The organism is Arthrobacter alpinus (assembly GCF_900105965.1).
Classification (GTDB): domain Bacteria; phylum Actinomycetota; class Actinomycetes; order Actinomycetales; family Micrococcaceae; genus Specibacter; species Specibacter alpinus.
Genome location: NZ_FNTV01000001.1, coordinates 3,648,835 through 3,670,306, shown reverse-complemented (window position 1 = coordinate 3,670,306; position 21,472 = coordinate 3,648,835). Strand labels below are relative to the sequence as shown.

General features: G+C 60.2%; 23 protein-coding genes and 3 tRNA genes. 7 read left to right on the top strand and 19 right to left on the bottom strand.

What is annotated here, in order from left to right; genetic code table 11:
* The first annotated feature begins 41 nt into the window (after positions 1-41).
* Entirely contained in the window at positions 42-569 is a 528-nt protein-coding gene (locus BLV41_RS16785) for a GNAT family N-acetyltransferase (RefSeq protein ID WP_083360990.1), read from the top strand.
* A gap of 9 nt (positions 570-578) precedes the next feature.
* Here BLV41_RS16785 and BLV41_RS16780 read toward each other — a convergent pair whose 3' ends face one another.
* Positions 579-1,211, bottom strand: coding sequence for a thymidine kinase (locus BLV41_RS16780; protein WP_074712613.1), 633 nt, complete (start codon positions 1,209-1,211; stop codon positions 579-581).
* A gap of 302 nt (positions 1,212-1,513) precedes the next feature.
* Positions 1,514-2,080: an orotate phosphoribosyltransferase gene (gene pyrE, locus BLV41_RS16775; protein ID WP_044579275.1), complete on the bottom strand. Its 567-nt coding sequence runs from the start codon at positions 2,078-2,080 to the stop codon at positions 1,514-1,516.
* A gap of 62 nt (positions 2,081-2,142) precedes the next feature.
* Between pyrE and nadE the strand changes: the two genes are divergently transcribed.
* The gene (nadE, locus tag BLV41_RS16770; protein WP_074712611.1) at positions 2,143-2,964 is read left to right on the top strand and encodes an ammonia-dependent NAD(+) synthetase; all 822 of its coding nucleotides are present in this window, start codon (positions 2,143-2,145) and stop codon (positions 2,962-2,964) included.
* Positions 2,965-2,970: 6 nt separating this feature from the next.
* On the opposite strand, the gene BLV41_RS16765 is transcribed toward nadE, so the two are convergent.
* The 3 genes from BLV41_RS16765 to BLV41_RS16755 all read right to left on the bottom strand — a co-directional run bounded on the left by BLV41_RS16765 (position 2,971) and on the right by BLV41_RS16755 (position 6,050).
* A complete protein-coding gene (locus BLV41_RS16765; RefSeq protein ID WP_074712610.1) occupies positions 2,971-3,861 on the bottom strand; it encodes a glycine betaine ABC transporter substrate-binding protein in 891 nt (296 codons plus the stop codon).
* A gap of 72 nt (positions 3,862-3,933) precedes the next feature.
* Positions 3,934-4,788, bottom strand: coding sequence for an ABC transporter permease (locus tag BLV41_RS16760; protein WP_074712608.1), 855 nt, complete (start codon positions 4,786-4,788; stop codon positions 3,934-3,936).
* Positions 4,785-6,050 (bottom strand): quaternary amine ABC transporter ATP-binding protein, encoded by a 1,266-nt coding sequence (locus BLV41_RS16755; protein WP_083360989.1) that lies wholly within the window; start codon positions 6,048-6,050, stop codon positions 4,785-4,787. Before BLV41_RS16755 ends, BLV41_RS16760 begins: the two co-directional genes overlap by 4 nt.
* Before the next feature lie 622 nt (positions 6,051-6,672).
* Here BLV41_RS16755 and BLV41_RS16750 point away from each other — a divergent pair.
* Positions 6,673-7,476, top strand: a complete 804-nt coding sequence (locus BLV41_RS16750; RefSeq protein WP_074712607.1) for an exodeoxyribonuclease III — start codon at positions 6,673-6,675, stop codon at positions 7,474-7,476.
* A gap of 3 nt (positions 7,477-7,479) precedes the next feature.
* Positions 7,480-8,322 carry a DUF8083 family protein gene (locus BLV41_RS16745; RefSeq protein WP_074712605.1) on the top strand — a complete coding sequence of 281 codons (843 nt, stop codon included), beginning with the start codon at positions 7,480-7,482 and terminating at the stop codon, positions 8,320-8,322.
* Positions 8,323-8,329: 7 nt separating this feature from the next.
* Here the strand turns inward: BLV41_RS16745 and BLV41_RS16740 are convergent, their stop codons facing one another.
* The 4 genes from BLV41_RS16740 to BLV41_RS16720 form a co-directional block, all read right to left on the bottom strand.
* Positions 8,330-9,343 carry a LacI family DNA-binding transcriptional regulator gene (locus BLV41_RS16740; protein ID WP_244516954.1) on the bottom strand — a complete coding sequence of 338 codons (1,014 nt, stop codon included), beginning with the start codon at positions 9,341-9,343 and terminating at the stop codon, positions 8,330-8,332.
* 341 nt (positions 9,344-9,684) lie between these two features.
* Entirely contained in the window at positions 9,685-10,575 is an 891-nt protein-coding gene (locus BLV41_RS16730; RefSeq protein ID WP_044579893.1) for a carbohydrate ABC transporter permease, read from the bottom strand.
* Positions 10,572-11,603 (bottom strand): carbohydrate ABC transporter permease, encoded by a 1,032-nt coding sequence (locus BLV41_RS16725; RefSeq protein ID WP_074712602.1) that lies wholly within the window; start codon positions 11,601-11,603, stop codon positions 10,572-10,574. Before BLV41_RS16725 ends, BLV41_RS16730 begins: the two co-directional genes overlap by 4 nt.
* 123 nt (positions 11,604-11,726) lie before the next feature.
* A complete protein-coding gene (locus BLV41_RS16720; protein WP_074712600.1) occupies positions 11,727-13,016 on the bottom strand; it encodes an ABC transporter substrate-binding protein in 1,290 nt (429 codons plus the stop codon).
* Between the two features lie 146 nt (positions 13,017-13,162).
* On the opposite strand from BLV41_RS16720, the gene BLV41_RS16715 reads away from it, so the two are divergent.
* Positions 13,163-14,893, top strand: coding sequence for a glycoside hydrolase family 13 protein (locus tag BLV41_RS16715; protein WP_074712598.1), 1,731 nt, complete (start codon positions 13,163-13,165; stop codon positions 14,891-14,893).
* A 68-nt stretch (positions 14,894-14,961) separates the two neighbouring features.
* Here BLV41_RS16715 and BLV41_RS16710 read toward each other — a convergent pair whose 3' ends face one another.
* The 9 genes from BLV41_RS16710 to BLV41_RS16670 form a co-directional block, all read right to left on the bottom strand.
* Entirely contained in the window at positions 14,962-15,291 is a 330-nt protein-coding gene (locus BLV41_RS16710) for a hypothetical protein (RefSeq protein WP_139244361.1), read from the bottom strand.
* A gap of 69 nt (positions 15,292-15,360) precedes the next feature.
* On the bottom strand, positions 15,361-15,981 hold the full coding sequence (locus BLV41_RS16705) for an Asp23/Gls24 family envelope stress response protein (protein ID WP_074712594.1): 621 nt from the start codon (positions 15,979-15,981) through the stop codon (positions 15,361-15,363).
* Positions 15,978-16,592, bottom strand: a complete 615-nt coding sequence (locus tag BLV41_RS16700) for an Asp23/Gls24 family envelope stress response protein (RefSeq protein WP_074712592.1) — start codon at positions 16,590-16,592, stop codon at positions 15,978-15,980. The genes BLV41_RS16705 and BLV41_RS16700 overlap by 4 nt, the downstream gene beginning before the upstream one ends.
* Positions 16,589-16,963, bottom strand: a complete 375-nt coding sequence (locus BLV41_RS16695) for a hypothetical protein (RefSeq protein WP_074712591.1) — start codon at positions 16,961-16,963, stop codon at positions 16,589-16,591. Before BLV41_RS16695 ends, BLV41_RS16700 begins: the two co-directional genes overlap by 4 nt.
* Positions 16,960-17,151: a DUF2273 domain-containing protein gene (locus tag BLV41_RS16690; protein ID WP_074712590.1), complete on the bottom strand. Its 192-nt coding sequence runs from the start codon at positions 17,149-17,151 to the stop codon at positions 16,960-16,962. The genes BLV41_RS16695 and BLV41_RS16690 overlap by 4 nt, the downstream gene beginning before the upstream one ends.
* 2 nt (positions 17,152-17,153) lie before the next feature.
* Positions 17,154-17,657: an Asp23/Gls24 family envelope stress response protein gene (locus BLV41_RS16685; protein ID WP_074712588.1), complete on the bottom strand. Its 504-nt coding sequence runs from the start codon at positions 17,655-17,657 to the stop codon at positions 17,154-17,156.
* 173 nt (positions 17,658-17,830) lie between these two features.
* Positions 17,831-17,906: transfer RNA gene (locus BLV41_RS16680), tRNA-Phe, on the bottom strand.
* A gap of 58 nt (positions 17,907-17,964) precedes the next feature.
* A tRNA-Asp gene (locus tag BLV41_RS16675) sits at positions 17,965-18,038 on the bottom strand.
* 100 nt (positions 18,039-18,138) lie between these two features.
* Positions 18,139-18,211: transfer RNA gene (locus BLV41_RS16670), tRNA-Glu, on the bottom strand.
* A gap of 183 nt (positions 18,212-18,394) precedes the next feature.
* Between BLV41_RS16670 and BLV41_RS16665 the strand changes: the two genes are divergently transcribed.
* Both BLV41_RS16665 and BLV41_RS16660 read left to right on the top strand, forming a co-directional pair.
* Positions 18,395-18,802 carry a metallopeptidase family protein gene (locus tag BLV41_RS16665; RefSeq protein WP_074712586.1) on the top strand — a complete coding sequence of 136 codons (408 nt, stop codon included), beginning with the start codon at positions 18,395-18,397 and terminating at the stop codon, positions 18,800-18,802.
* Positions 18,803-18,966: 164 nt separating this feature from the next.
* Positions 18,967-20,433 carry a C40 family peptidase gene (locus tag BLV41_RS16660; RefSeq protein ID WP_244516953.1) on the top strand — a complete coding sequence of 489 codons (1,467 nt, stop codon included), beginning with the start codon at positions 18,967-18,969 and terminating at the stop codon, positions 20,431-20,433.
* Positions 20,434-20,472: 39 nt separating this feature from the next.
* On the opposite strand, the gene BLV41_RS16655 is transcribed toward BLV41_RS16660, so the two are convergent.
* Positions 20,473-21,468, bottom strand: a complete 996-nt coding sequence (locus tag BLV41_RS16655) for a universal stress protein (RefSeq protein ID WP_074712584.1) — start codon at positions 21,466-21,468, stop codon at positions 20,473-20,475.
* Between the last annotated feature and the right edge of the window lie 4 nt (positions 21,469-21,472).

Genomic DNA, 21,472 nt, shown 5'->3' with positions numbered 1-21,472 from the left:
TGGCGGCCGTCATGGCTGACACCGGGAACGGGAAATGCGTCATGAGTGCCGTTACAAGATTGCTGGAATGCTCCGATGTTCAGGAGCTGACGGCGCTGTTCGCCAGCAACCGCGAGTTTCTTCGTCCTTGGGATCCCGTGCGCGGGGATGAATTCTTCACGGTTGCCAAGCAAGGCGAATTGGTCCGCGCTGCCCTGGACGCCTATGAAGGCGGGACCATGGTGCCGCTGGCCATCCTGAACTCCGACGGCGATCTTGCCGGGCGGCTGAACATAAGCGGGATTGTTCATGGCGCATTTCAATCGGCCGTACTTGGCTATTGGGTGTCCGAAACAGAGAATGGCGCAGGGCTCGCCAGCGCGGCTGTAGCGGAAGCAATCGAGTACGCCGGACAGCAGCTTGGTCTGCACCGGATCCAGGCCGAAACTCTCCTGGACAACGTTCGCTCGCAAAAAGTACTCGAGAAGAACGGTTTCATCCGCTACGGGCTGGCGCCCGAGTATCTAAATATTGCCGGCCGGTGGCAGGACCACATCCTCTTCCAACGAATCCTCGAACCAGCCCAGTAGCGGCTGGTCCTAGGCTCCGGAACCCAGCTTTCCGCCGGATGCCTCCAGATAGCAATTGCCGCACAGCGATTCGTACCAAACCTCGGCACCTTCAATGGCGACCTGATCGCCGTCGAACACGATGTCGTTGCCCACTCGGCGGGTATTGAACATGGCTTTGCGACCGCAGCGGCAGATGGTTTTCAGTTCTTCGAGCGAATGCGCAATTTCCAGAAGCCGGGCAGCGCCGGGGAAAGCGCGCGTGCGGAAATCGGTCCGGAGCCCGTATGCCAGCACCGGAACCCCATCAAGGACTGCGATCCGGAAAAGGTCATCAACCTGTGCGGGGTCAAGGAACTGGGCTTCATCCACCAAGAGGCACGCCACGGGCGCCAGCTCGACGTGTTGGAGCAGCGCATCTGGATCATCGCCAGCAACCTGCGTGGCAAAGAGGGCCCGTGCGTCGGTGCCCGGCGGGATCACGAAGTCAACTTCTCTGCTGACACCCAGGCGGGAAACAATGGAATTTTCGCCCTTGGTATCCACGCCAGGCTTGGCGAGCAGGACGCGCTGACCGCGTTCCTCATAGTTGAAGGCCGCCTGCAACAGGCCCGTTGATTTTCCTGAATTCATGGCGCCGTGACGGAAATAAAGCTTCGACAAAACTGTCCTCTCCTTGCCCGGAGCAAGGTTGTTATTTATTGCTAGTGCAGAAGTTACGGATCGGTACTTCCACCCTTGCACCAGCGTCCGCCATATGGCCATACGAGCATCAACCATGTGTGGTTATCATCACCGAAAAGGAGGTGTGCCATGCCCGAGTTCATGGCGCCGTAACGGAAGTAAAGCTTGTCCGAGGTGGATCTTTTCAAGCAAAATGTGCGATCGCGGTTCAGTCTGCTGTGAGACAAACTGCTAGGCGGCGGAGGCGCGGACGCAATCGGAGTAGCGGGAGGGCGCGGGGGCTAGGCCAGGCCGAGCTCGTCCTTGCCAAAGATGAACAAGTACGGCACGTTAGCTTCGGCTTCGATGCGCTCTTTCGCGCCTGTGTCACGGTCAACAATCACAGCGACGGCTACGATGTTGCCGCCTGCTTTGCGCACACCTTCGACGGCGGTTAGTGCCGAGCCGCCCGTAGTGGAGGTGTCTTCCAGAACTACGACGTTGCGGCCTTCAACGCTGGGGCCCTCTACCTGGCGGCCCATGCCGTAGGACTTCTGCGCCTTGCGGACTACGAAAGCGTCGATGGCGCGGCCGGCATCGCCAGCAGCGTGCATGAGTGCGGTGCCGACGGGGTCGGCACCCATGGTCAGTCCACCAGCGGTTTCAAACTCAATTCCGGCGTCGTCCAGCATTGCCAGCATGACGCGACCGGCAAGGCGGGAAGCCTCGTGGTGGAGCGTAATGCGGCGCAGATCGATGTAGTAATCGGCTTCCTTGCCGGAAGACAGGATCACCTTGCCGTGAACAACGGCCAGCTCCTTGACGAGTTCGAGTAGGCGGGCGCGGTCAGCAGCAAGTGTTGAGGTCATGGTTTTCATTGTAATTGGGCGCACGCAACACCACCGAAATACACACAAGATACGCTAGTCACATGCGCGAACTACAGGCACAGATCATTGCAGAACTTGGCGTCCAACCCACGATCGACCCGACGGCGGAAATCGCCCGGCGCGTGGCGTTTTTGAAGGACTACCTCAAAGCCACCGGCACCAAGGGCTTCGTGCTGGGCATCAGCGGCGGCCTGGATTCCTCACTCGCCGGCCGTCTGGCGCAACTGGCCGTTGAGGAACTCGCGGAAGAAGGCCTCGAAGCGAACTTCATCGCAGTGCGCCTCCCCTACGGCGTCCAACACGATGAAGACGACGCCCAAGCGGCCTTGAAATTCATCAATGCCAAAACCGAACGCACATTCAACATCGCCCCTGCCGTTGACGGCTTTGAGGCTGAATTTGCCAAGACCGCAACCACCGACGTTTCCGACTTCAACAAGGGCAACATCAAGGCCCGCTCCCGCATGATCGCCCAATATGCGCTGGCTGGCCATGACAACTTGTTGGTCATCGGCACGGACCACGCAGCAGAGTCCGTTACCGGTTTCTTTACAAAATTTGGCGACGGCGGCGCAGACATCCTGCCACTGTTCACACTGAACAAGCGCCAAAACCGCGCCTTGCTGCAAGTACTTGGCGCCCCCGAGCAGATATGGAAGAAGGTCCCTACTGCGGACCTCTTGGACGGAGTGCCGGGCCGCACTGACGAAGACGAGCTCGGCATTACATACAACGAAATCGACGACTACCTCGAAGGGAAAATCATCCCTGAGGCAGCCGCCGATTTAATTGAGAACAGGTACCTGCGGAGCCGGCACAAGCGCACCGTGCCGGTTTCTCTCCTAGATTCCTGGTGGAAGTAGCAACCGCTATGCGGTCAATGAGTCAACGTATTCCTGGTTTTCGCTGATCCACTTCTCAATGATGGGCGTGTAGTCCTTGGTGTCGACACCATTGAACATGGCGTTCTCCAAGGAGTACAACGTCTCCGAATCCATCTTGAAGTTCTCCAACCAGCCGTTGAGGGCCGGGTAGTCCGCATCAAAGTCCAGGCGTGAGTAGCCGTAGAGGCCTTCGGCCTCGCCCAAGGTACCCTTGGGGTCCTTCAAGTCCTTGATGTCGAAGGCGTCGTAGGCCCAGTGCGGACGCCACAGGGTCACGGCAATGTTCTCGCCCTTGCTGGTGGCCGTCTTCAGTTCGGACAGCATGGCCGGGGTGGACGAGGTGATGTATTCCATCTTGTCCAGGCCGTAGCCGGGGATGACCTCATCGGTTGTGACTTCGGTCAGACCCGCTCCTGGCTCAATGCCGATGAGCTTGTTGCCAAATTTGTCTGCGTTGGCGGCAAGTTCATCGAGGGAGTCGATGGGGGCGTCCTTGTTCACCGCAATGGTGAGGGATGCCTCGTCGTTCCACTGGCCCAGCTCGGAAATGTCCTTGCCGTACTTCTCGAGCAGGGTTTTGTGGGTGACAGGCAACCAGGTGTCCAGTGTCAGATCGTAATCACCGGTGGAGAGACCGGAGAACACGGGCGCGACATCGGCGCTTTGCAAGGTGACATCGTAGCCCTTCTTATCCAGAATGACCTTCCACAGCTCCGAGGCGGCGATGCCTTCGTCCCAGCCGTTGAACACAGCAATGGAGACGTCCTTCTTGTCACCGTTCTCCAAGGTGGCGTCCGCGGCGCCTGTTCCACAAGCGCTCATGCCCAGGGCCAGTGTTGCCGCGATGGCGGCGAACCCCATAAATTTCTTGTTCATTGTGCATTCCTTTCCATGGCAGCGCAGAATTGAGCAGCCGCGATTGGTTTGTAATACTTTTTGTGGCCGCAGCTAGGCGGACTTGGCGCTGGAGCGCGTCTTGCTCTTGCCGAAGCTGGCCGTGACCCGGTCAAGGAAGATGGCCAGAATAACGACGGCGATCCCGGCTTCGAAGCCCAGCCCGGCATCGATGCGGCTCAGGGCCGCCACAATGTCCGAACCGAGTCCCGGGGCGCCTACCATGCCGGCGATAACCACCATGGACAGGGCAAGCATGATGACCTGGTTGACGCCGGCCATGATGGTGGGCCGGGCCAGCGGCAGCTGGATTTGGCGCAGGATCCGGCCAGGACTTGAACCGAAAGCATGCCCGGCTTCAACCACTTCCTTGTCCACGCCGCGGATGCCCAGTTCGGTGAAGCGGACGCCGGGTGCCATGGCGAAAATGATGGTGGCGATGATGCCCGGCACCACACCTACCCGGAACATGACCAGCGCTGGAATCAGGTACACCATGGCGGGCATGGTCTGCATGAAGTCCATGATGGGCCGGATGATCGCCGAAACCCGCAGGGAACTGGCCGCCCAAATGCCCAAGGGAACACTGATGGCCACGGCCACCACGGTCGCGATGACCACCAGCGCCATGGAGTGCATGGTGTTTTCCCACTGGTCCACGCCAGCGACGACGGCAAAGCTCAGTAGCGTGCCGACGCCGAGTTTCCAGCCGCTCGCCCACCATGCGATGGCAGCGAAGATCAGGATGATCGCCCAGAAGGGAGGGGCATTCAAGACCCAGTCAAGCCCGTCATAGGCGCCAACAAACACTGTCCGGACAAACTTGAAGAAGCCGTCCAGTGACGTTGTCAGCCAGTCAAGGCCAACTTCAACCCAGTCGCCCAGGGGAATCCTAAAATCGGGGGTCATTTTGCCACTCCTTCATACTGCGCCAAGGCAGCCGTCACCATTTGTTCCGGAAGGGGCGCAACAGCCACCTCAACCACGGGGAATTCGGACGTTGTAGGGGGAACATTGCCCAACGCCGCCAGCAGCGTCACGCGGGGCAGGGCACCCACCAGGCGACCGTCGTCGTCCACCACGGGCAGCGGAATGGGACTCTCCACGGCGCGGCCAAACAAATCGTTCAACGCGGTGTCGGGGCTGACGGGTTCAATGCCGTTGCGGACAACGGCGGCCAGATCGGTGGCACGCTTTTCCACCTGGGCCATGACATCGCGGTCACGAACAATCCCCTGATACCTGCGGCGCCGGTCCACCACAAAGGCGGCCGAAACCTGCAGGTCGCGCATGGTGCGCAGGGCGTTGCGCGGACCTCCGGAAATGGTGACAACAGCCAATGGAGGTTCCATGACACCGCCGGCAGTCAGCACACGTGTCCTGTCCACATCCTGCACAAACTGGGCCACATAGTCGTTGGCCGGGTTGGTCAGGATTTCATCCGGCGTGCCAATCTGCACGATCTCGCCGTCACGCATGACGGCGATCCGGTCACCCAGGAACATGGCCTCGTTGAGGTCGTGGGTGATGAAAACAATGGTCTTGCCAAGCTCGGCCTGCAACACCACCAGCTGTTCCTGCATTTCGCGCCGGATCAGCGGGTCAAGGGCGGAGAACGCCTCGTCCATGAGCAGGATGTCAGTCTCTGCGCACAGGGCGCGGGCCAGGCCCACACGCTGCTGCATGCCGCCGGAGAGCTCGGAGGGGTACTTTTCGCCCCAGCCACCCAACCCCACAAGGGTCAGCATTTTTTCTGCCCGGTCAGTGCGTTCGGCCTTGGCGACGCCCTGGATTTCCAGCGCGTAGGCGGCGTTTTCCAGCACTGTGCGGTGCGGAAGCAGGGCAAAGTGCTGGAAAACCATGGAGATTTTCTCCTGGCGGACGCGGCGCAGTTCCTTGTCACTGATGGCGGAAATGTCTGTTCCACCAACCACCACGGAGCCTTGGGTCGGGGCCCACAGTCCGTTCAGCGTGCGGATCAGGGTGGACTTTCCGGAACCGGAAAGGCCCATGACCACAAAAATCTCGCCCTTCTTAACCTCGAAAGAGGCGTCGATGACGGCAGCCGTTCCTAGTGCGGTCAAGTCACCCCGCTTTTTGCCACCCTTGAGTCGCTTGACGACCTCGGCCGGGCGCTTGCCAAATACCTTGTAAACGTTTTTGACGCTCAGTGCCACGCCATTTTCGACGTTCTTGATCTCGTCGTCTTGCGCAACGTTCTGAAGCGCTTCTTCTGTTGATTCGTACACGTAGTACCCATCTACGCGGGCGTTCGAACCCCATGGCTCGTGGCCTTGGGGTTCGTGAACGGTCGCGATTGGTGTTCTCGTGCTGCAGGCGTTGGTACGCGTCAAACTCTTCGCTTCCCCGCACGCCCCGGCCGGGGCAGCAAGGAAAGACGGCCTCACAAATGGTGAGGAACGGGAAGCTATCCCTGCCGCCAGTTCGACGGCCTTCGTCTGGCTGCCTCGTGTGGCGGCAAGGATGATTCGTCATCCCGCGCACCGTCTTCGTGGCAGTTGCCCGCAGGCTTGTCGGTCTACTGGTTCACCTCCACGCTAACAAAGCCATTTTCACTACCAGCGTAATTTCATTCTTTTTTGCCCTCCATAAGCCACAAAGTCCACACATCCCTTCGAGTACTGGCGGCTGAGCAAGCGTTACCATTTTGTAACTCAGGGTGGTTTAGTGGACACTCTGGGGGCCTCAATGTGGTGTCTCTTCCCACAGTTGGTCCATTCGCGGGGTGTTTCCGCCTGCCCACCTCAGGGGTTTAGTTGATAGCTTAGAAAGGTGAAGATTGCTACCTGGAATGTGAACTCCCTCCGCGCCCGTGCCGACCGCGTGGAGGAATGGCTGCGCCGAACGGATGCCGACGTGCTGGCCATCCAAGAAACTAAGTGCAAGGACGAGAACTTCCCTTGGGAGCTCTTTGAGAACAACGGTTACGAGGTGGCCCACTTCGGCTTCAGCCAGTGGAATGGCGTTGCCATCGCCTCGCGTGTTGGCTTGGAAGACGTGGAACGCACCTTCTCCGGCCAGCCCGCGTTTGGCAAGGGCGGCAAGGATCCCGTCCAGGAGGCCCGCGCCATCGCCGCAACCTGCAACGGCGTGCGCATCTGGAGCCTCTATGTTCCCAACGGCCGCGCTCTTGATGACGAGCACATGCCCTACAAACTTCAATGGCTGGACGAACTCAAGAACCAGGCCGCGGGTTGGCTCGCGGAGGACCCCAACGCCCAGATCGCCCTGACCGGCGACTGGAACATCGCACCCCAGGACGACGACGTCTGGGACATTGACTTCTTCCGCACCCAGGGCCTGACTCACGTCAGCGAACCCGAGCGCGCCGCGTTCTCGGCGTTTGAGGCGGCGGGTTTTTCCGACGTCGTGCGCCCCTTGCACCCGGGACCTGGCGTCTACACCTATTGGGACTACACACAGCTGCGCTTCCCCAAGAAGGAAGGAATGCGCATTGACTTCGTTCTGGCTTCCCCAGCCTTGGCAGCACGCGTGACCTCCGCCGAGATCGACCGTGAGGAACGCAAGGGCAAGGGCGCCTCCGATCATGCGCCCGTCATTGTGGAACTGGGCTGACCCATGACCGGCGGGCTGTACCTGGGTGGAGTGCAACTTCCTTTTGTCTCTTCCCTGCGCGTTTACTTGCCGCGTGAAGCCTACGACCCGGCCGAGTTCGCCTACCTTCAGAGCCGGCTGGAGCCGGAGCAGAATGCCATCAGTGTCGACGCCGGCGAACTTGCCGATTCGTTGGGGCGGGTCAGCAGGAAACACCCCAATCCACTTCCGACGGCGGATGGGGACCGTGTTCGGGTGCTCAGTATGGGAGCGGACGAACCTAAGCTATACGCCCCCAATCAGGTGGTGGCCCGGTCCTTCGCCAGTGCGGCAGAGCTGATTACCGGCCACATGGAACAGCTGGCCAGCCTGATTCTCTCCCAGGAGGAATGGACACTCGATGTGGCGCGCGCGTCAACGAGCCATCATCTGGAAATGCCGTTGCAAACACGATCGTCCACGTGGGGCATCCCGTTCAGTTGGTTCGTCCTGGTGTACGCCAATGACCGAATGGAAGTGGTCGAAGCCAGTGGTCGAATCCTCACGGTGCGAATCCAGGTTCCCTTGACAACCGCCCTGGGCCGGGCCGAGCGCACGCTTCGCATGCTGGCCACCATGGCTCCGGATCTTGATTTGTTCACCGAACTGACAGACCTGCTCCACTGGCTGTCCGGGTTCAACGATGTCGGCGTAGTTGAGCTGGACTATGGCCCGGTGGCCAACAGGGTGCATCCAGATGACTCGCCCGCCGATGTCCACATGGGGTTGCAATGCCTGGCCGAAGGAGATTTCACCGGCGCCGCGGCCGCATACCGCAGGCTCGCCAACCGGTGGATGCCGATCAGGCAGCTGGCCCGCGCCAGCTGAAACCAGCTCAGCCCCGCAGCTGCGCTGTTGATTCGCGTTGGACCAGGCTAAACGGCATAAGCTGCTCCTGGATGGCACCGCTTTCTCCGTCAAGGACGGCCAGGAGCATGCGGGCGGCCCGCCGCCCGTGCTCCACGGGTTCTTGCGCGATGGTGGACAGTCCCGCAGGCGCCGAGAAATCGTGGTCGTCGATGCCGATCACTGACAGGTCTTCGGGAACGCGAATTCCGCGGCGTCGAGCCTCAAACATGAGCCCGAGCGCCATTTCATCGGAGCCACAGAAAACTGCCGTGGGGCGCTCCCCCGGCAAGTCGAAAAGACGGGCAGCCGCCGCTTGGCCCTCCCCCACCGTGAAGTCGCCGGCGATGTTCCACTCGGGACGAATCTCAAGCCCGGCACTGCGCATCGTGGCATCGAATGCCTCGGAGCGCAGTGCCGGAACCACGAAGTTCTTTTCGTCATTGATCCCGCCGCGCAGGTGCCCGATCCTGCGATGGCCCAAGTCAATAAGGTGTTGGGTCGCTGCCGAGGCGGCCGCCGAGTCATCAACGTGAACACCCCGGCATCCCTCGACCGGGCCGCCAACTGAAATCATGGGAACCTGCGTTCGCTGCAGTTCCTCAAGTTCCGTGGCGGTAAGCCCCAGACACAGAACGACGAGCGCATCGATCTGTTTACGCACCATTTGTTCGGTAAACCGGCGCTGTTGGCCGTGCTGGTAGCCCCCAAGGCTGAACAGCAAAAGGTTGTAGCCGTGCTCGCGCAGCTCTTGGTCGATTCCTTCCAGCGCATGCGCAAAGTACCACCGGTCAATGAACGGAACGAGGACCCCGACGGTTTTAGTGCGCCCCGTGGCCAATCTAGTGGCCGAGGGAGACGGCACATAGCCCAATTCCTGAGCCACTGCCAGCACGCGTTCCCGCGTGGCGGGGTTGACCTTGGGCAGGCCCCTCAAGGCACGCGAGACCGTCGCAGTGGAGACTTGCGCCCTTGCCGCAACATCGTCGATGCTGACTCTCATGCCTTGCGTCCCTTCGCTCATCCCCAATCATCGTCGGATAGACCACTCCGCCTGCTGCCCTCCTTGGGCTATTGAGACCGCCGATCCCGTCTGGCCGGCAGTTTCCTGCGAAGCCGGATCATGCCCCAGAGCCCCAAACAAACCAGCAGTAATCCTAGCGCCCAAATCAGCGCGGGCTCTCCCGTGAGCTCAAGCCAAAGCGTCACTCCGAAGAGCACTACCGCCCAGAACCCGAGAAACCCGATGATGATGTCAAAATCCTCACCGCTCTTTTGCCTGCTCGTCGGGATGTGCAGGGCATTCGGCTCCTCTGATTGCTTCCCGGCAATGCGCCCCATGGCCTACTTCACCGCCCCTGCCGTGAGCCCGGCAACAATCTTGCGCTGGAAAATCAGCACGAGGATCACCAGCGGAATGGTGACGACGGTTCCGGCCGCCATGACTGCCGTATAGGGTTCCTGGTGGGGCTCGGAACCCGCAAAGCGGGCGATGGCAACGGTGACCGTTTGCGTGGCGTCGTTGGAGAGAATGCTGGCAATCAAGTACTCGTTCCATGAGGCGATGAAGGCCAGAATAGCTGTGGTGAACACGGCCGGTGCCGCCAGCGGCATGATGATCTTCCGGAAAGCCTGCCCCTGGGTGCACCCGTCGATCCGGGCGGCCTCCTCCAGCTCCCAAGGCATTTCACGGAAGAAGGAGGTCAACGTGTACACGGTCAACGGCAGCACGAACGAGATGTTCGGAATAATCATTGCCTGGTAGGTGCCAATCCAGCCAATGTTTCCAAACAGCTGGAACAGCGGGGTGACGATGGCAACGCCCGGGAACATGGAGGCTCCGAGAACCACACCCAGCACCATGAACTTGCCGCGGAACTTCAGCCGCGCCAGCGCATAGGCGGCGAAGACCCCAAACAGCAGGGCCACAACAGTTGTCACTCCGGAGATGAACAGGGAGTTCAGCAGTGCCCGGTCCAAGTGGTTGCCCAGCTGCGATGAGAATGCCGTCTTGAAATTGTCCCAAGTGACGTGAGTAAAGAACGGGGTGGAATCAAAGGTGTAGCCAACGTCGCGGAAGGCGGTGACAATCATCCAGTAAAACGGCAGCAAGCACCAGATGACAATGATGGCGGCACTGACGTAGGTACGGGTGCTGGACCAGCTTTCCCGGCGTCGAGCCACTGACTTGGCGGCTGCAGTGTGGGACTTCACTGTTGAAGTTGAGGTGCTCATTTGTTCTTCCCCTTAGCCCCGCCACTGGCGGACTCTACAGCGTTGGCCCCGAGGAACCGCACAAAGATGAACGCCACGATGAAGATGATCAGGAATGTGATGGTGGACAGTGCCGCTGCGGAATTAAAGCCCACGCGAATCTGGTTGACAACGAGAATGGACAAGGTGGTTGTGCCGTTGGCGCCACCAGTCATGATCGCTGGCAGGTCGTACATGCGCAAGGCATCAAGAACACGGAACAAGATGGCCACCATGAGCGCCGGCTTGACCAGCGGCAAGGTGATGAGCCGGAAGCGCTGCCACGCGGAGGCACCGTCAACCCTGGCTGCCTCGTACACCTCGGCGGGGATCATTTGAAGCCCTGCCAGGATCAGCAGCGCCATGAACGGCGTGGTCTTCCAAATGTCGGCAATGATAATGGCCGCCTGGGCGGGGCCTTGGCTGCCGGTCCATAGAATGTCAGTTTGGAACAACGTGTTAACAATGCCGTCAAAGGCAAAAATGAAGAACCACAGTTTGGCCGTGACGGCGGTGGGGATGGCCCATGGGACCAGCACCGCTGCACGCAGTACGCTGCGGCCGCGGAAGGTGCGTGCCATGATGATTGCCATCCAGAAACCCAGAACGGTTTCAAAGAATACCGTGACCACTGTGAAGAAGAAGGTGACGCCGGTAGCGCTCCAGAATTGGGCGCCCAACGTTCCCGGCGGACAGCTGGCGGCTCCCGAGGGAGTCTCACACTGCTGCAACAGCCAATGGATGTAGTTTGCGAAGCCGGCAAAGCCGCCGGCCACAAAGCTGCCGGTCACCGGGTCCAGGCCCTCGTCCTGCTGGAAGGACATGTAGATGGCGTTGAGCACCGGGTACAGGATGACAATGGCCAACACAATCAGGGTGGGGGCAACCAGCAGCGCTGCTGCGCGCCCCTGGGTCTTTTCCTTGCGGTCCGCGCCGACTTCTTTGTTCTCACCACCCTTGTGGGCTGTCTTTCGACTGGGGAGTGCCCCCGGTTCAAGATGTGTAGACATGCTGCTTTCCTTTCACCACGACTCTGTGTGGCATCACGCAAGCGGTGATGCGAAGAAGAAGCTCTGCGGCGTTCCCAGGCGTGGTTGCCCACCACCGGGAACGCCGCAGAGTTTTCTTGACTGTTACTTTGCCCCGGCAGCCGCGATGGCCGCCTGCATGTCCGTCATGGCCTGGTCAACACTCTTGCTCCCGTTGATGGCAGCGAAACTGTTCTGCTGGATGGCCAGGGTCACTGCAGGGTAAAACGGCGTGACGGGCCGCGGCACAGCATTCTGGATGGAGGTCAGCAGCACCGGCAGGTACGGCAGCTTTGCGACGAGGTCCGCGTCGGTGTAGAGGCTTTCCGTGACAGGTGCCAGGGATCCCTGGGTTGCGTAGAACTTTTGCGTTTCTTCGCTGGTCATGAACGCCACAAAGTCCTTGGCCGTAGCCTTGTGCTTGGAATCAACACTGACGGCCAGGCTGTGTCCTCCCAAACTGGAGGCACCTGGACCGTCCTTGCCGGGCAAGGGTGCGATGCCAAAGGTGTCCTTGACCTGTGAGGCGCCGTCGGTCTTGGCCAGGTTGTACACGTATGGCCAGTTGCGCAGGAACATCAGTTTTCCGTCCTGGAAGGAGGACCTGCCCTGTTCCTCTTGGTACGTCACTGCCTGCTTGGGAATGTTGCCGTCCTTGTACGCGTCAACCAGGTTGCTCAGACCAGCTTTTGCCTCCGCAGTGTCAACCGTGGCCTTGCCATCCTTGTCAACGATGGTGCCACCAGCGGTGTTGATGGCCTCGGCCACGTTCACTGTCAAGCCCTCATACTGGGCCATCTGCCCGGCGTAGCAGTCGATGCCCTTTTCCTTGGCGATGGAGCACATGCCCATCATTTCCTCCCAGGTCTTGGGCGGGGTGGGGACCAGATCCTTGCGGTAGTACAGGATGCCGCCGTCGGAAGTTTGCGGCGCGGCGTACAAGGTGTCCTTGTAGGTTGCCGCCGCCACCGTTGCCGGCAGGAAGCCGGTGGTGTCAACGGCCATCTTGTCCTTCAGCGGCTGCAGCCAGCCCTTGGCGGCAAATTCGGCCGTCCACACCACGTCAACACTGGCAACGTCGTAGTCGCCGTTCTTGGCCTGGAAGCGCTGAACCAGGTCGTCGTGCTGCTGGTCAGCTTTGTCGGACTGTTCCTTGAACTCAACCTTCTCGTCGGGGTGAGCTGCATTCCATTTATCCACCAGGGGCCGGATCACCTCGGAGTTGTCCTTGCCCTGAACGTACGTGATGGGGCCGCGGGCGTCCAGGTTTTCTGAAGCGGCGCCACCGCCGCCTGACGATCCGCCACCAGTTCCGCCGCTACAGGCGGAAAGAGCCAGGGTCAGCACTGCAACAGCCGCCATTGGCATGTACATCTTTGAAATCTTAGTTCCCATGCTCATTCTCCTAAAGTGAAAATCTTCAGATGCGACGCATGGTTCAAGGCATCGCATTGAGTGGTGCATCTCACACTAATCAGATCCAGTGCTAGAGTGCAAGCGCTTACACCTTTTCGTTACCGGTTTGTTTCAGGAGGATCAACATGTCAACATTTCAGCCAACGCCGACCAAGCCTTGGTGGGCCAGCGCCGTGATCTATCAGATTTATCCACGTTCCTTTGCTGACGCAAACGGCGATGGCATGGGTGATCTTTCAGGTATATCCGGGAAATTGGAGTACCTGGCCGCGTTAGGTATCAACGCCATTTGGTTGTCTCCGTTCTACCTTTCACCGCAGGCTGACGCCGGATATGACGTGGCGGATTACCGCCGAGTTGACCCGCTGTTCGGCGACCTGCAGGATTTTGACGAAATGTTATCCAAGGCCCATTCCCTTGGTCTGCGCGTGATCGTGGATCTGGTCCCCAACCACACCTCGGATGAACATGCATGGTTCCAAGAGGCGCTGGCCTCGCCTTCCGGATCACCTGCCCGCGATCGCTACATGTTTCGTGACGGTCGGGGAATTGACGGGGTTGAGCCGCCCAACAATTGGCGCTCCATCTTTGGCGGTGGGGCCTGGACCCGGGTAACTGAGAATGGGGTTCCAGGCCAGTGGTATCTGCACCTATTTGATACGAAACAGCCGGACTTGAACTGGGAAAACCCCGAAGTCCATGCCGAAATGGAGTCCGTTTTGCGGTTCTGGCTGGACCGAGGTGTGGACGGCTTCCGTGTTGATGTCGCGCATGGGATGGTCAAGGCCGCCGGGCTTCCAGACTGGGAAGGGCAAACAGCGATGGTCTCCGGCGATGAGACCAACACCCTCGCATCTCAATCTCCGGCACACCAACAGAAACCCGCCATGGACCCGCCTTCCCCATTTTTCGACCAAGACGGTGTCCATGAGATTTATCGGGCATGGAATCGTGTCCTCAAGGAGTACGACGGCGACCGCATGCTGGTTGCCGAGGCTTGGGTTGAGCAGCCTGAGCGGTTGGCTCTGTACGTTCGGCCAGATGAGATGCAGCAGGCCTTCAACTTTGATTTCCTGTTGGCTGGTTGGGATGCCCAACGCATGGCAGCAGCGGTGGATAATTCCTTGCTCGCGAACGCGGCCGTCGGCGCACCGGCCACGTGGGTGCTGTCCAATCACGACACTGTCCGGCACACTTCCCGCTTTGGCCTGCTCGATCCAACCGCATTCCCCAAGGGAATCAGTGCCGAGGACGAACAGCCGGACGAGGCTCTAGGGTTGGCTCGGGCCCGCGCGGCAACGTTGTTGATGTTTGCCCTGCCAGGCTCGGCATATGTCTACCAGGGTGAGGAGCTGGGACTGCCAGAACACACCACCTTGGAGGCGGCGTTCCGCCAGGATCCGTCCTTCTTCCGCACCAACGGGGTGGAACGGGGCCGTGATGGCTGCCGTGTCCCATTGCCGTGGAAGGCTTCCGAGCCCGGCTACGGCTTCAGTTCCGGCACACCAAAAGAGGGCGGGCATGCTGCACCCTGGCTACCCCAACCGCCATCATTCGCCCACTATGCCGCCGACACCGAAGCTGGGGTGGCCGGATCAACTGTGGAGCTGTACCGTTCTGCCCTTGAGGTGCGCGCTGCGCATGCATTGGGCGTGGGGACACACGCGTGGGCTCCGCAGCATGACCCTGGCGCCGGCGTCGTCGCTTTCAGCAACGGCCCAATCACCGTTCTGGTGAACGCTGGCAGTGTGCCGCTGGATCTGCCGCCAGCAGCCGAGGTTGTCCTGGCCAGCACGTTGGATTCAGTTTCACAAGGGAAACTGGCGCCGAACTCTGCCGTTTGGATCGCTAGCTAGCGTCCATACCAGTGGGGGCCGGGTTCCCAAGGGAACCCGGCCCCCACTGGAACCCAAAGCGGCGAATATTACTTGTCGTGCTTGAAAATACCCGCGATCTTGGCGCCTAGGCCCTTGGCCTTCTCGGCAGCTTCGCCAGCGAATTCCTTGATGTTTTCTGCGGCGTCGCCGGCAAATTCTTTAACGTTTTCGACCGCGTCCTCGGCGAAATCCTTGACGTTCTCCCCGGCGTCGCCAGCAAATTCCTTAATGTTTTCTGTGGCGTCGCCAGCAAATTCCTTGATGTTTTCCGTGGCGTCGCCAGCAAAATCCTTGGCCTTCTCAGCAGCGTCCGCGGCGAAATCCTTGGCGTTGTCCACGGCTTCGGTTCCCGTGTTTTCAGCGTTGTTCTCAGTCATGATGCCCTCCATAGTGTTCCATTGCGGGCCCCCAAGCACATAGCACCCAAGGGTGGTGATGAATCGAGACTAGCGGACTCGTTCGGCTTTGGTGAAGCGTGACCTAGCGCCGGAACCAATGCTCAAGAGCACAGGAACCTCAAGCCCCAATAATTCATCCAAGGCAGACACCAAATCGGTAATCTCGGCCGCGATCTCATGCGGGGCAACGCCCGGCCGCGGCAAAACACGCACCTTCAGAGCCGTCTGTCGACGGAAGTCATAACTCGTCACGGAGACTCCGAATATGTCGGTCCGTTCCAGCAAAGCGCTTTTGAGTGCCTGTTCAGCCACGGAGCAGCTGAGCCTGACAGCACCGGCGGCTCCGTCGTCGTCCGCGTTGCCCGCGTAGTCGTGCAAGGTACTGGCCCGCCCTTTTCCCTGATTCGCAATCCAGGAAATCATGACGATCACCACTACCAAGAAGAATGCGGCGCCGGCGAGCCAGATCCAACTGTGCGAGGTCAACAGAAGCCGCGAGCGGTCCGCGTAGTCGCCCAGCCACGCCACCTGCGCGCCGGCCCATCGCTGCCACCAGGTGGCCACTGCTGGGATCGTGGCCAGGAGCACGGCTCCGCCGCCGACGGCGACCAAGATCAGGCCGATCAGCGTCAGGAGAAAACGGTTGAGGCCTCGAGGTGTGCCGTTCATACTCCGATCACCCCGCTCTCGGCCAGGTTGACGATGACTACAGGAGCAGGTTCCAGCGCCATGGCGTTGAGCTCGGCTTCCACGGCGGCCCTGATCCTGTCTTCAGAGAGCCGGATACCGGAGGTGGGGCGAACGTTGACCTGCACGGTGCGAGCCGAAACCACCACCATGACCTGCTCTCGGGTGACCCCTGCGGCCATGCGGGCCGACTTGGCCAGAGCCGAAGCGATAACTTCGTTGTCAACGACGATGGCCACGCGCGGATGCACAATCACGTGCCGGGCACGCCGGCCAGGCAACAGCCCATTACACAGAAAGATTAGGCCGATCAAGGCAACCAAGGCTCCCGCAGTACCCAGCAATGGAGTGGGCGTGGCTCCTGGCAAGCCGGCAATCCGTTCGGCAGCCTCCATGGGGTGCAATAGCCAGGCCGGTTGGCCAAGAGCACCCAGGGTCATCTCCAGTAGGGCGTAAACAGCCCCGGCGGCAACCAAGATCGCTGCCACAACGGCCGCACCCGATCTGGCCGAATGCGTCTCACGGCTCAAGATGCGCCGCAGGTAATCCCCGCGATCGTTGTTGGATTTCTTAGCTTCCGCAGCGCCGCTCATAGCACCCGCCCGTCAGAACGCGTGATGAGACCGGAGATGCGGACATCCACGCGACTCACCTGAGAGCCGCTGAGGTACTCCAGCTGGTCAAGAATACGAGCCTTGGCAGCCGTGGCCCGAGCCAGAATACTGCCGCCACTTTGGGCCGTCCGTCCCGGATTGCGGCGAACTTCCGTCAGTGAAGGCGCACCCATAGCGGAGGAAATGGATAGCGCAAGGTCGCCGGCGTCGTCGTGCCAGGTAACCCGGACCTGCGCGGGAGCCACGGCCAGAACATCGGCCGCGGCAACTTTGGCGAGCGAAGTCAGTGCCTGCGTGCTGATGCGATTATGTCCGGCAAACTCGGTGGAACGAGTTAGATCCTCACTCACGACGACGAGCGCCGTCCGGTCAAGGCGTCTAGGACGCCACGCCAATCCAGCTTCCCGCCAGCGGCGCGGCCCACAAAAACGCCCACGGCAATGAACACCACTGAGACCACAAATCCCCAGAAACCAAAGGAAAAAGCCATAAATGCCAAAAACGCACCAAATGCTGCGCAAACCACGCTGAGATTCACGGCTATTCCCCGGCTTCCGTTGAATTGTTCATATCTGTGGATGGTTGTGTCTTAACTGCCGCACCCAGGCGCTCGGTGAGACGGGGGCGCGGAACCGGCTTCTCGGCGTCGGGCGTGGGAATGAAAACGTCGGTGATTTCAATGTTTACCTCGATCACATGGCGTCCCACAAGCTCCTCAACCGCCTTGTAGACGGCACGCCGGACGGTATTCGCCAGCGTCTGCAACGGGTAACCGTACTCGGCCAGCAGGATGATGTCCACGGCAACCTGGGACTCGCCAACTTCAACTCGAACGCCCTGAGTTAGATCGGTTGCACCGACTACTTCACGGATGGCGCCCAGGGATCGAGAAGCCCCGGAGCCCAGTGCATGGACGCCGGCCACGCTGCGAACAGCAACTCCCACCACCTTCGCCACGGCAGTCTCTGCAATGACTGTGCGTCCTTGGGTTTCTGCCGGGCTGGCAGTGGCCGGCGAGGATGATTCCTGGTTGTGCGAGTCCATGATCGGGCCCTTTCTGTTTCTCTTACGGTAAGCCTATGCACCCAAAAGTTGAGGGGCAACGCCGGTTGGATTTTTATCCATTAGAGAATTGTTTTTGCCAATTGTGGCTTTCAACACAGAAAACAAGATAAGAGCAGTTAAACAAGAAAGACCCCGATTTCTCGGGGTCTTGCTGGTGGCTCCGACCGGCGTCGATCCGGTGACCTTTCGATTTTCAGTCGAACGCTCTACCAACTGAGCTACAGAGCCTTGGTGATCTGAAAATCCTCGTCACCAGATCATCTTGAACTAGTCAAAACAACCAAAGCGACCCTGACGGGACTCGAACCCGCGACCTCCGCCGTGACAGGGCGGCGCGCTAACCAACTGCGCTACAGGGCCATACTGATTTACTGCTTTTGTTTCTCTCACACGTTTGCGTGATTTTCACGAGTAATAGCGTACCAGCTTTTTTCCGGCTGATTTACCACTCACTCGCAAGTACCCCCAACGGGATTCGAACCCGTGCCGCCGCCGTGAAAGGGCGGTGTCCTAGGCCGCTAGACGATGGGGGCCTAGTCATCCTTCTTACCTCGGCGTTGTTTCCAGCGCTTCGGTCCGAAGTGGACTCCAAAAACTATAGGGGCATTTTGACCAGAACGCAAAACGAGACTCCCCTCCAGTTGTCACCCACGGTCCCGGCACTAAGAAAACGGCGGAAATTCAAGGTTTTTGCCCGCCAACATTAGTCTGAGTACATGAATGAAAATCCACTGGCAGGCATCCCCTCCTTCGCTCCGTTCACCATGAACAAGCAGGAATTCGACGCCGCAGTGCAGGAAGCCATCGATTCGATCCCAAAAAACATCAGCTCCAAGATGGCGAATGTGGCGATCTTCACAGCCGAAAACTACGAACCGGGTCCCGGCGAAGACCCCGACACGGTTCTGTTGGGACTTTACGAAGGCACGCCGCTGACGGAACGGGACTCCTGGTGGGAATCTGGATCGCTTCCGGACCGAATTACCATCTACCGGGAACCCATTCTGGAGATCTGCACCAGCCGCGAGGACGTCCTCAATGAGATCACCGTAACGGTGGTCCACGAGATCGCCCATCACTTTGGCATTAGCGAGGAAAGATTGCACGAACTCGGCTGGGGATAAATGACACCAGTGTTATTCAAGTTGCTGATGTTACTGGTGTTGCCAAAGGCATTCGTGCGCCGTAGGGTCACAACTAGCTGTGTAAGTATCCGCGCACCGCGACACCGCCGATCCGGCCGGACGCAACGCACCACTTACCCTCCATCTGTAACAAGGCAAAAGGGATGACTATGCGCTTTTTGGTTCGCGGAACTACCGCACTGGCTTGTGCCGCGGTGGTATCAACCGCATTCCTCGCCCCGGCCACTGCGGCCCCGGCTCCCTCCTTCTCCCCCGGACTAGGTGTACTCAGCGCGGCTGCCTTAAGTTCGACGGCGGCACAACAGTTTTCGCTGCGACCGCTGAGTCCCGCTATACCCAGCGAGGATGAGATTGCCAAGGCCAAGGAATCCGAGGGTGCCACCGCGGCCGCATCCGCTGCGCTGGACGCCATCATCGGTTCTGCCAATGACAAGCTGGCGGCCTCAACCGTCGCGGCCATGGGTGCCAACAGCGCCTACACCAATGCCCTGGTCATTTTGGAACAACGAAAGGCTGCGGCAGCAACCGCGAAGGCCAAGGCTGAAGCCGCTGCCGGTGCGAATAAGACTGCCAAGGCGCAATTGGGTCAGCTGGCTGGCAGTCTGTACAAGAACGGCGGGCTGGACCTGAGTGTCCAGGGAATTTTGGCCAGTTCCGATGCCGATGACGCCATGTATCAGGCATCTACCCTGATGGCCTTGAGTGCCAGCCGAGCTCACACCTTTGACACCGCCGAAGCAACCGCAGCAACCTCCGCCGCTTTGCAGGCGCAGGCCAATGAAGCCAGCAAGGCTGCCGATGAGGCCATCGCGGCAGCAGAAACCTCCCATACCCAGGCGCAGGCGGCAGCGGACGCGCAAGCGGCCGTCGTTGCCGAGAACGAAGCCCAGCGCAGCACGTTGTTGCAGCGGTTGGCGACCTTGCACAATACGACCGTTGCCCTCGAAGGCGCCCGCGTAGACGAGTTGGCAAGGAAAGCACAGGAAGAAGCGCTGAAGCAACGGATCGCGGCCTCTGCCGATGCTCCGACGCCCACCCAGCCTCCGGCCGCGGCACAGGCTGCCCCTAAGCCTGTAACGCCCGCCGCACCAGCTCCCAAGCCGTCTACACCGAAGCCCGTCACACCGGCTCCAGCACCCGCCCCGGCTCCAGCTCCCGCACCAGCCCCCGCGCCCGCTCCTGCTCCGGCACCGAAGCCAACCCCGCCGACTCCCGCCCCTGTGCAGCCGCCGTCGGGCTCCTATACGCAGGTCATGGTCAATTACGCCATGTCAAAAATTGGCGGGCCATACCAGTGGGGTGGCAACGGACCCACAGCCTTTGACTGCTCAGGATTGGTCCAACAGGCATTTGCCGCGGCCGGCATCTCCGTGCCGCGCCAAGGCACCGACCAATTCTGGGCCGCACCAACACGCGTTCCGCTGTCCCAGATGCGCTACGGCGATCTACTGGTCTTCGACGACAACGGATCCGGCCAATTTGGTCATATTGCCATCTACATCGGCAACAACCAGGTGGTGCAGGCTCTGTATTACGGATACCCCATTGCCGTCACGAACTTGGTGAACATGCCCACCATGAGCCTTTACCCCTACGCCGCCCGGTACTAACCCGCTACGGCTGCGCTGATTTAGCGCAGCCGTGTCAGATTATGCCTGGAGCAGCGGACCAAACGCTGAGCGGTCGCCCTGTCGCGGATCTTCGCGGTCTCGAACAACCATGATCGGCCCCTTGGCATGGTGCCGGACGCCGTCGGTGGTGGAACCAAGCATCATTCCGGCAAATCCGCCGCGTCCGCGCGTTCCCATGACCACCAGTTCGGCCGTTTCGGAGGCTTTCACGAGGGCATCCACTGCTGAGCCTTCAATGAGTTGGACCTCGATGGCCAGTTTCGGGAAGTGGCTTCGCAACCACTTTTCACCGGCGTCCAGCTGGGTTTGAATTTCAGCGAACAACGCTTCGCGGTCAACGGGGGCCGGCATCCAAGCCAAGGTTCCGGTGTAGGGCTGCACGGCGCAGATGATGCGCAGGCTGCCGCCCGAGCGTTCGGCTTGCTCGGCGGCAACCAGCACGGCATACCGCGCCTGATCCGAACCGTCCACACCAACAGCTATGACTTTTTCAATGCTGGCCGCCTCGGGCGTACCCTCCTCCAGCCGTGCCGCACAGCGCAGCGGGATCGTGACCGTGGGGCACTTGGCGTGGGCCGGCAGTGCCGTACTGACACTGCCCAGCAGGCGGCCAATGAAGCCGCCTCTGCCACGCGAACCGAAGACCAGCAACTCGGCAGTTTCGCTGAGCTCAAGCAGAACGCCTGCGGCATCGCCGTTTTCAACGCGGGCATCCATCTGAATATCGAGATGGGAAACCTTGGCTGCCGCTTCGCGAAGAACAGCCTCCGCGCCCTGGCGAATGACGTCGTCGTCCACGGTGGCGTAACCGCCGTCGAGTCCGGAAGCGGCAAAAATGGGCACTGTATAGGCGGTGACCAGATGTAGCGGAGCTTTGCGGGTTTCAGCCTCTCCGGCGGCCCAGATCAAGGCACAATTGCTTTGCTCCGACCCATCAATCCCAACCACAATTCCGGTCGGTGTGGGGACCTGCTCGGGCGTGGTGCCCTGCGTTGATTCCTCTGAGTTGCTCATGCTG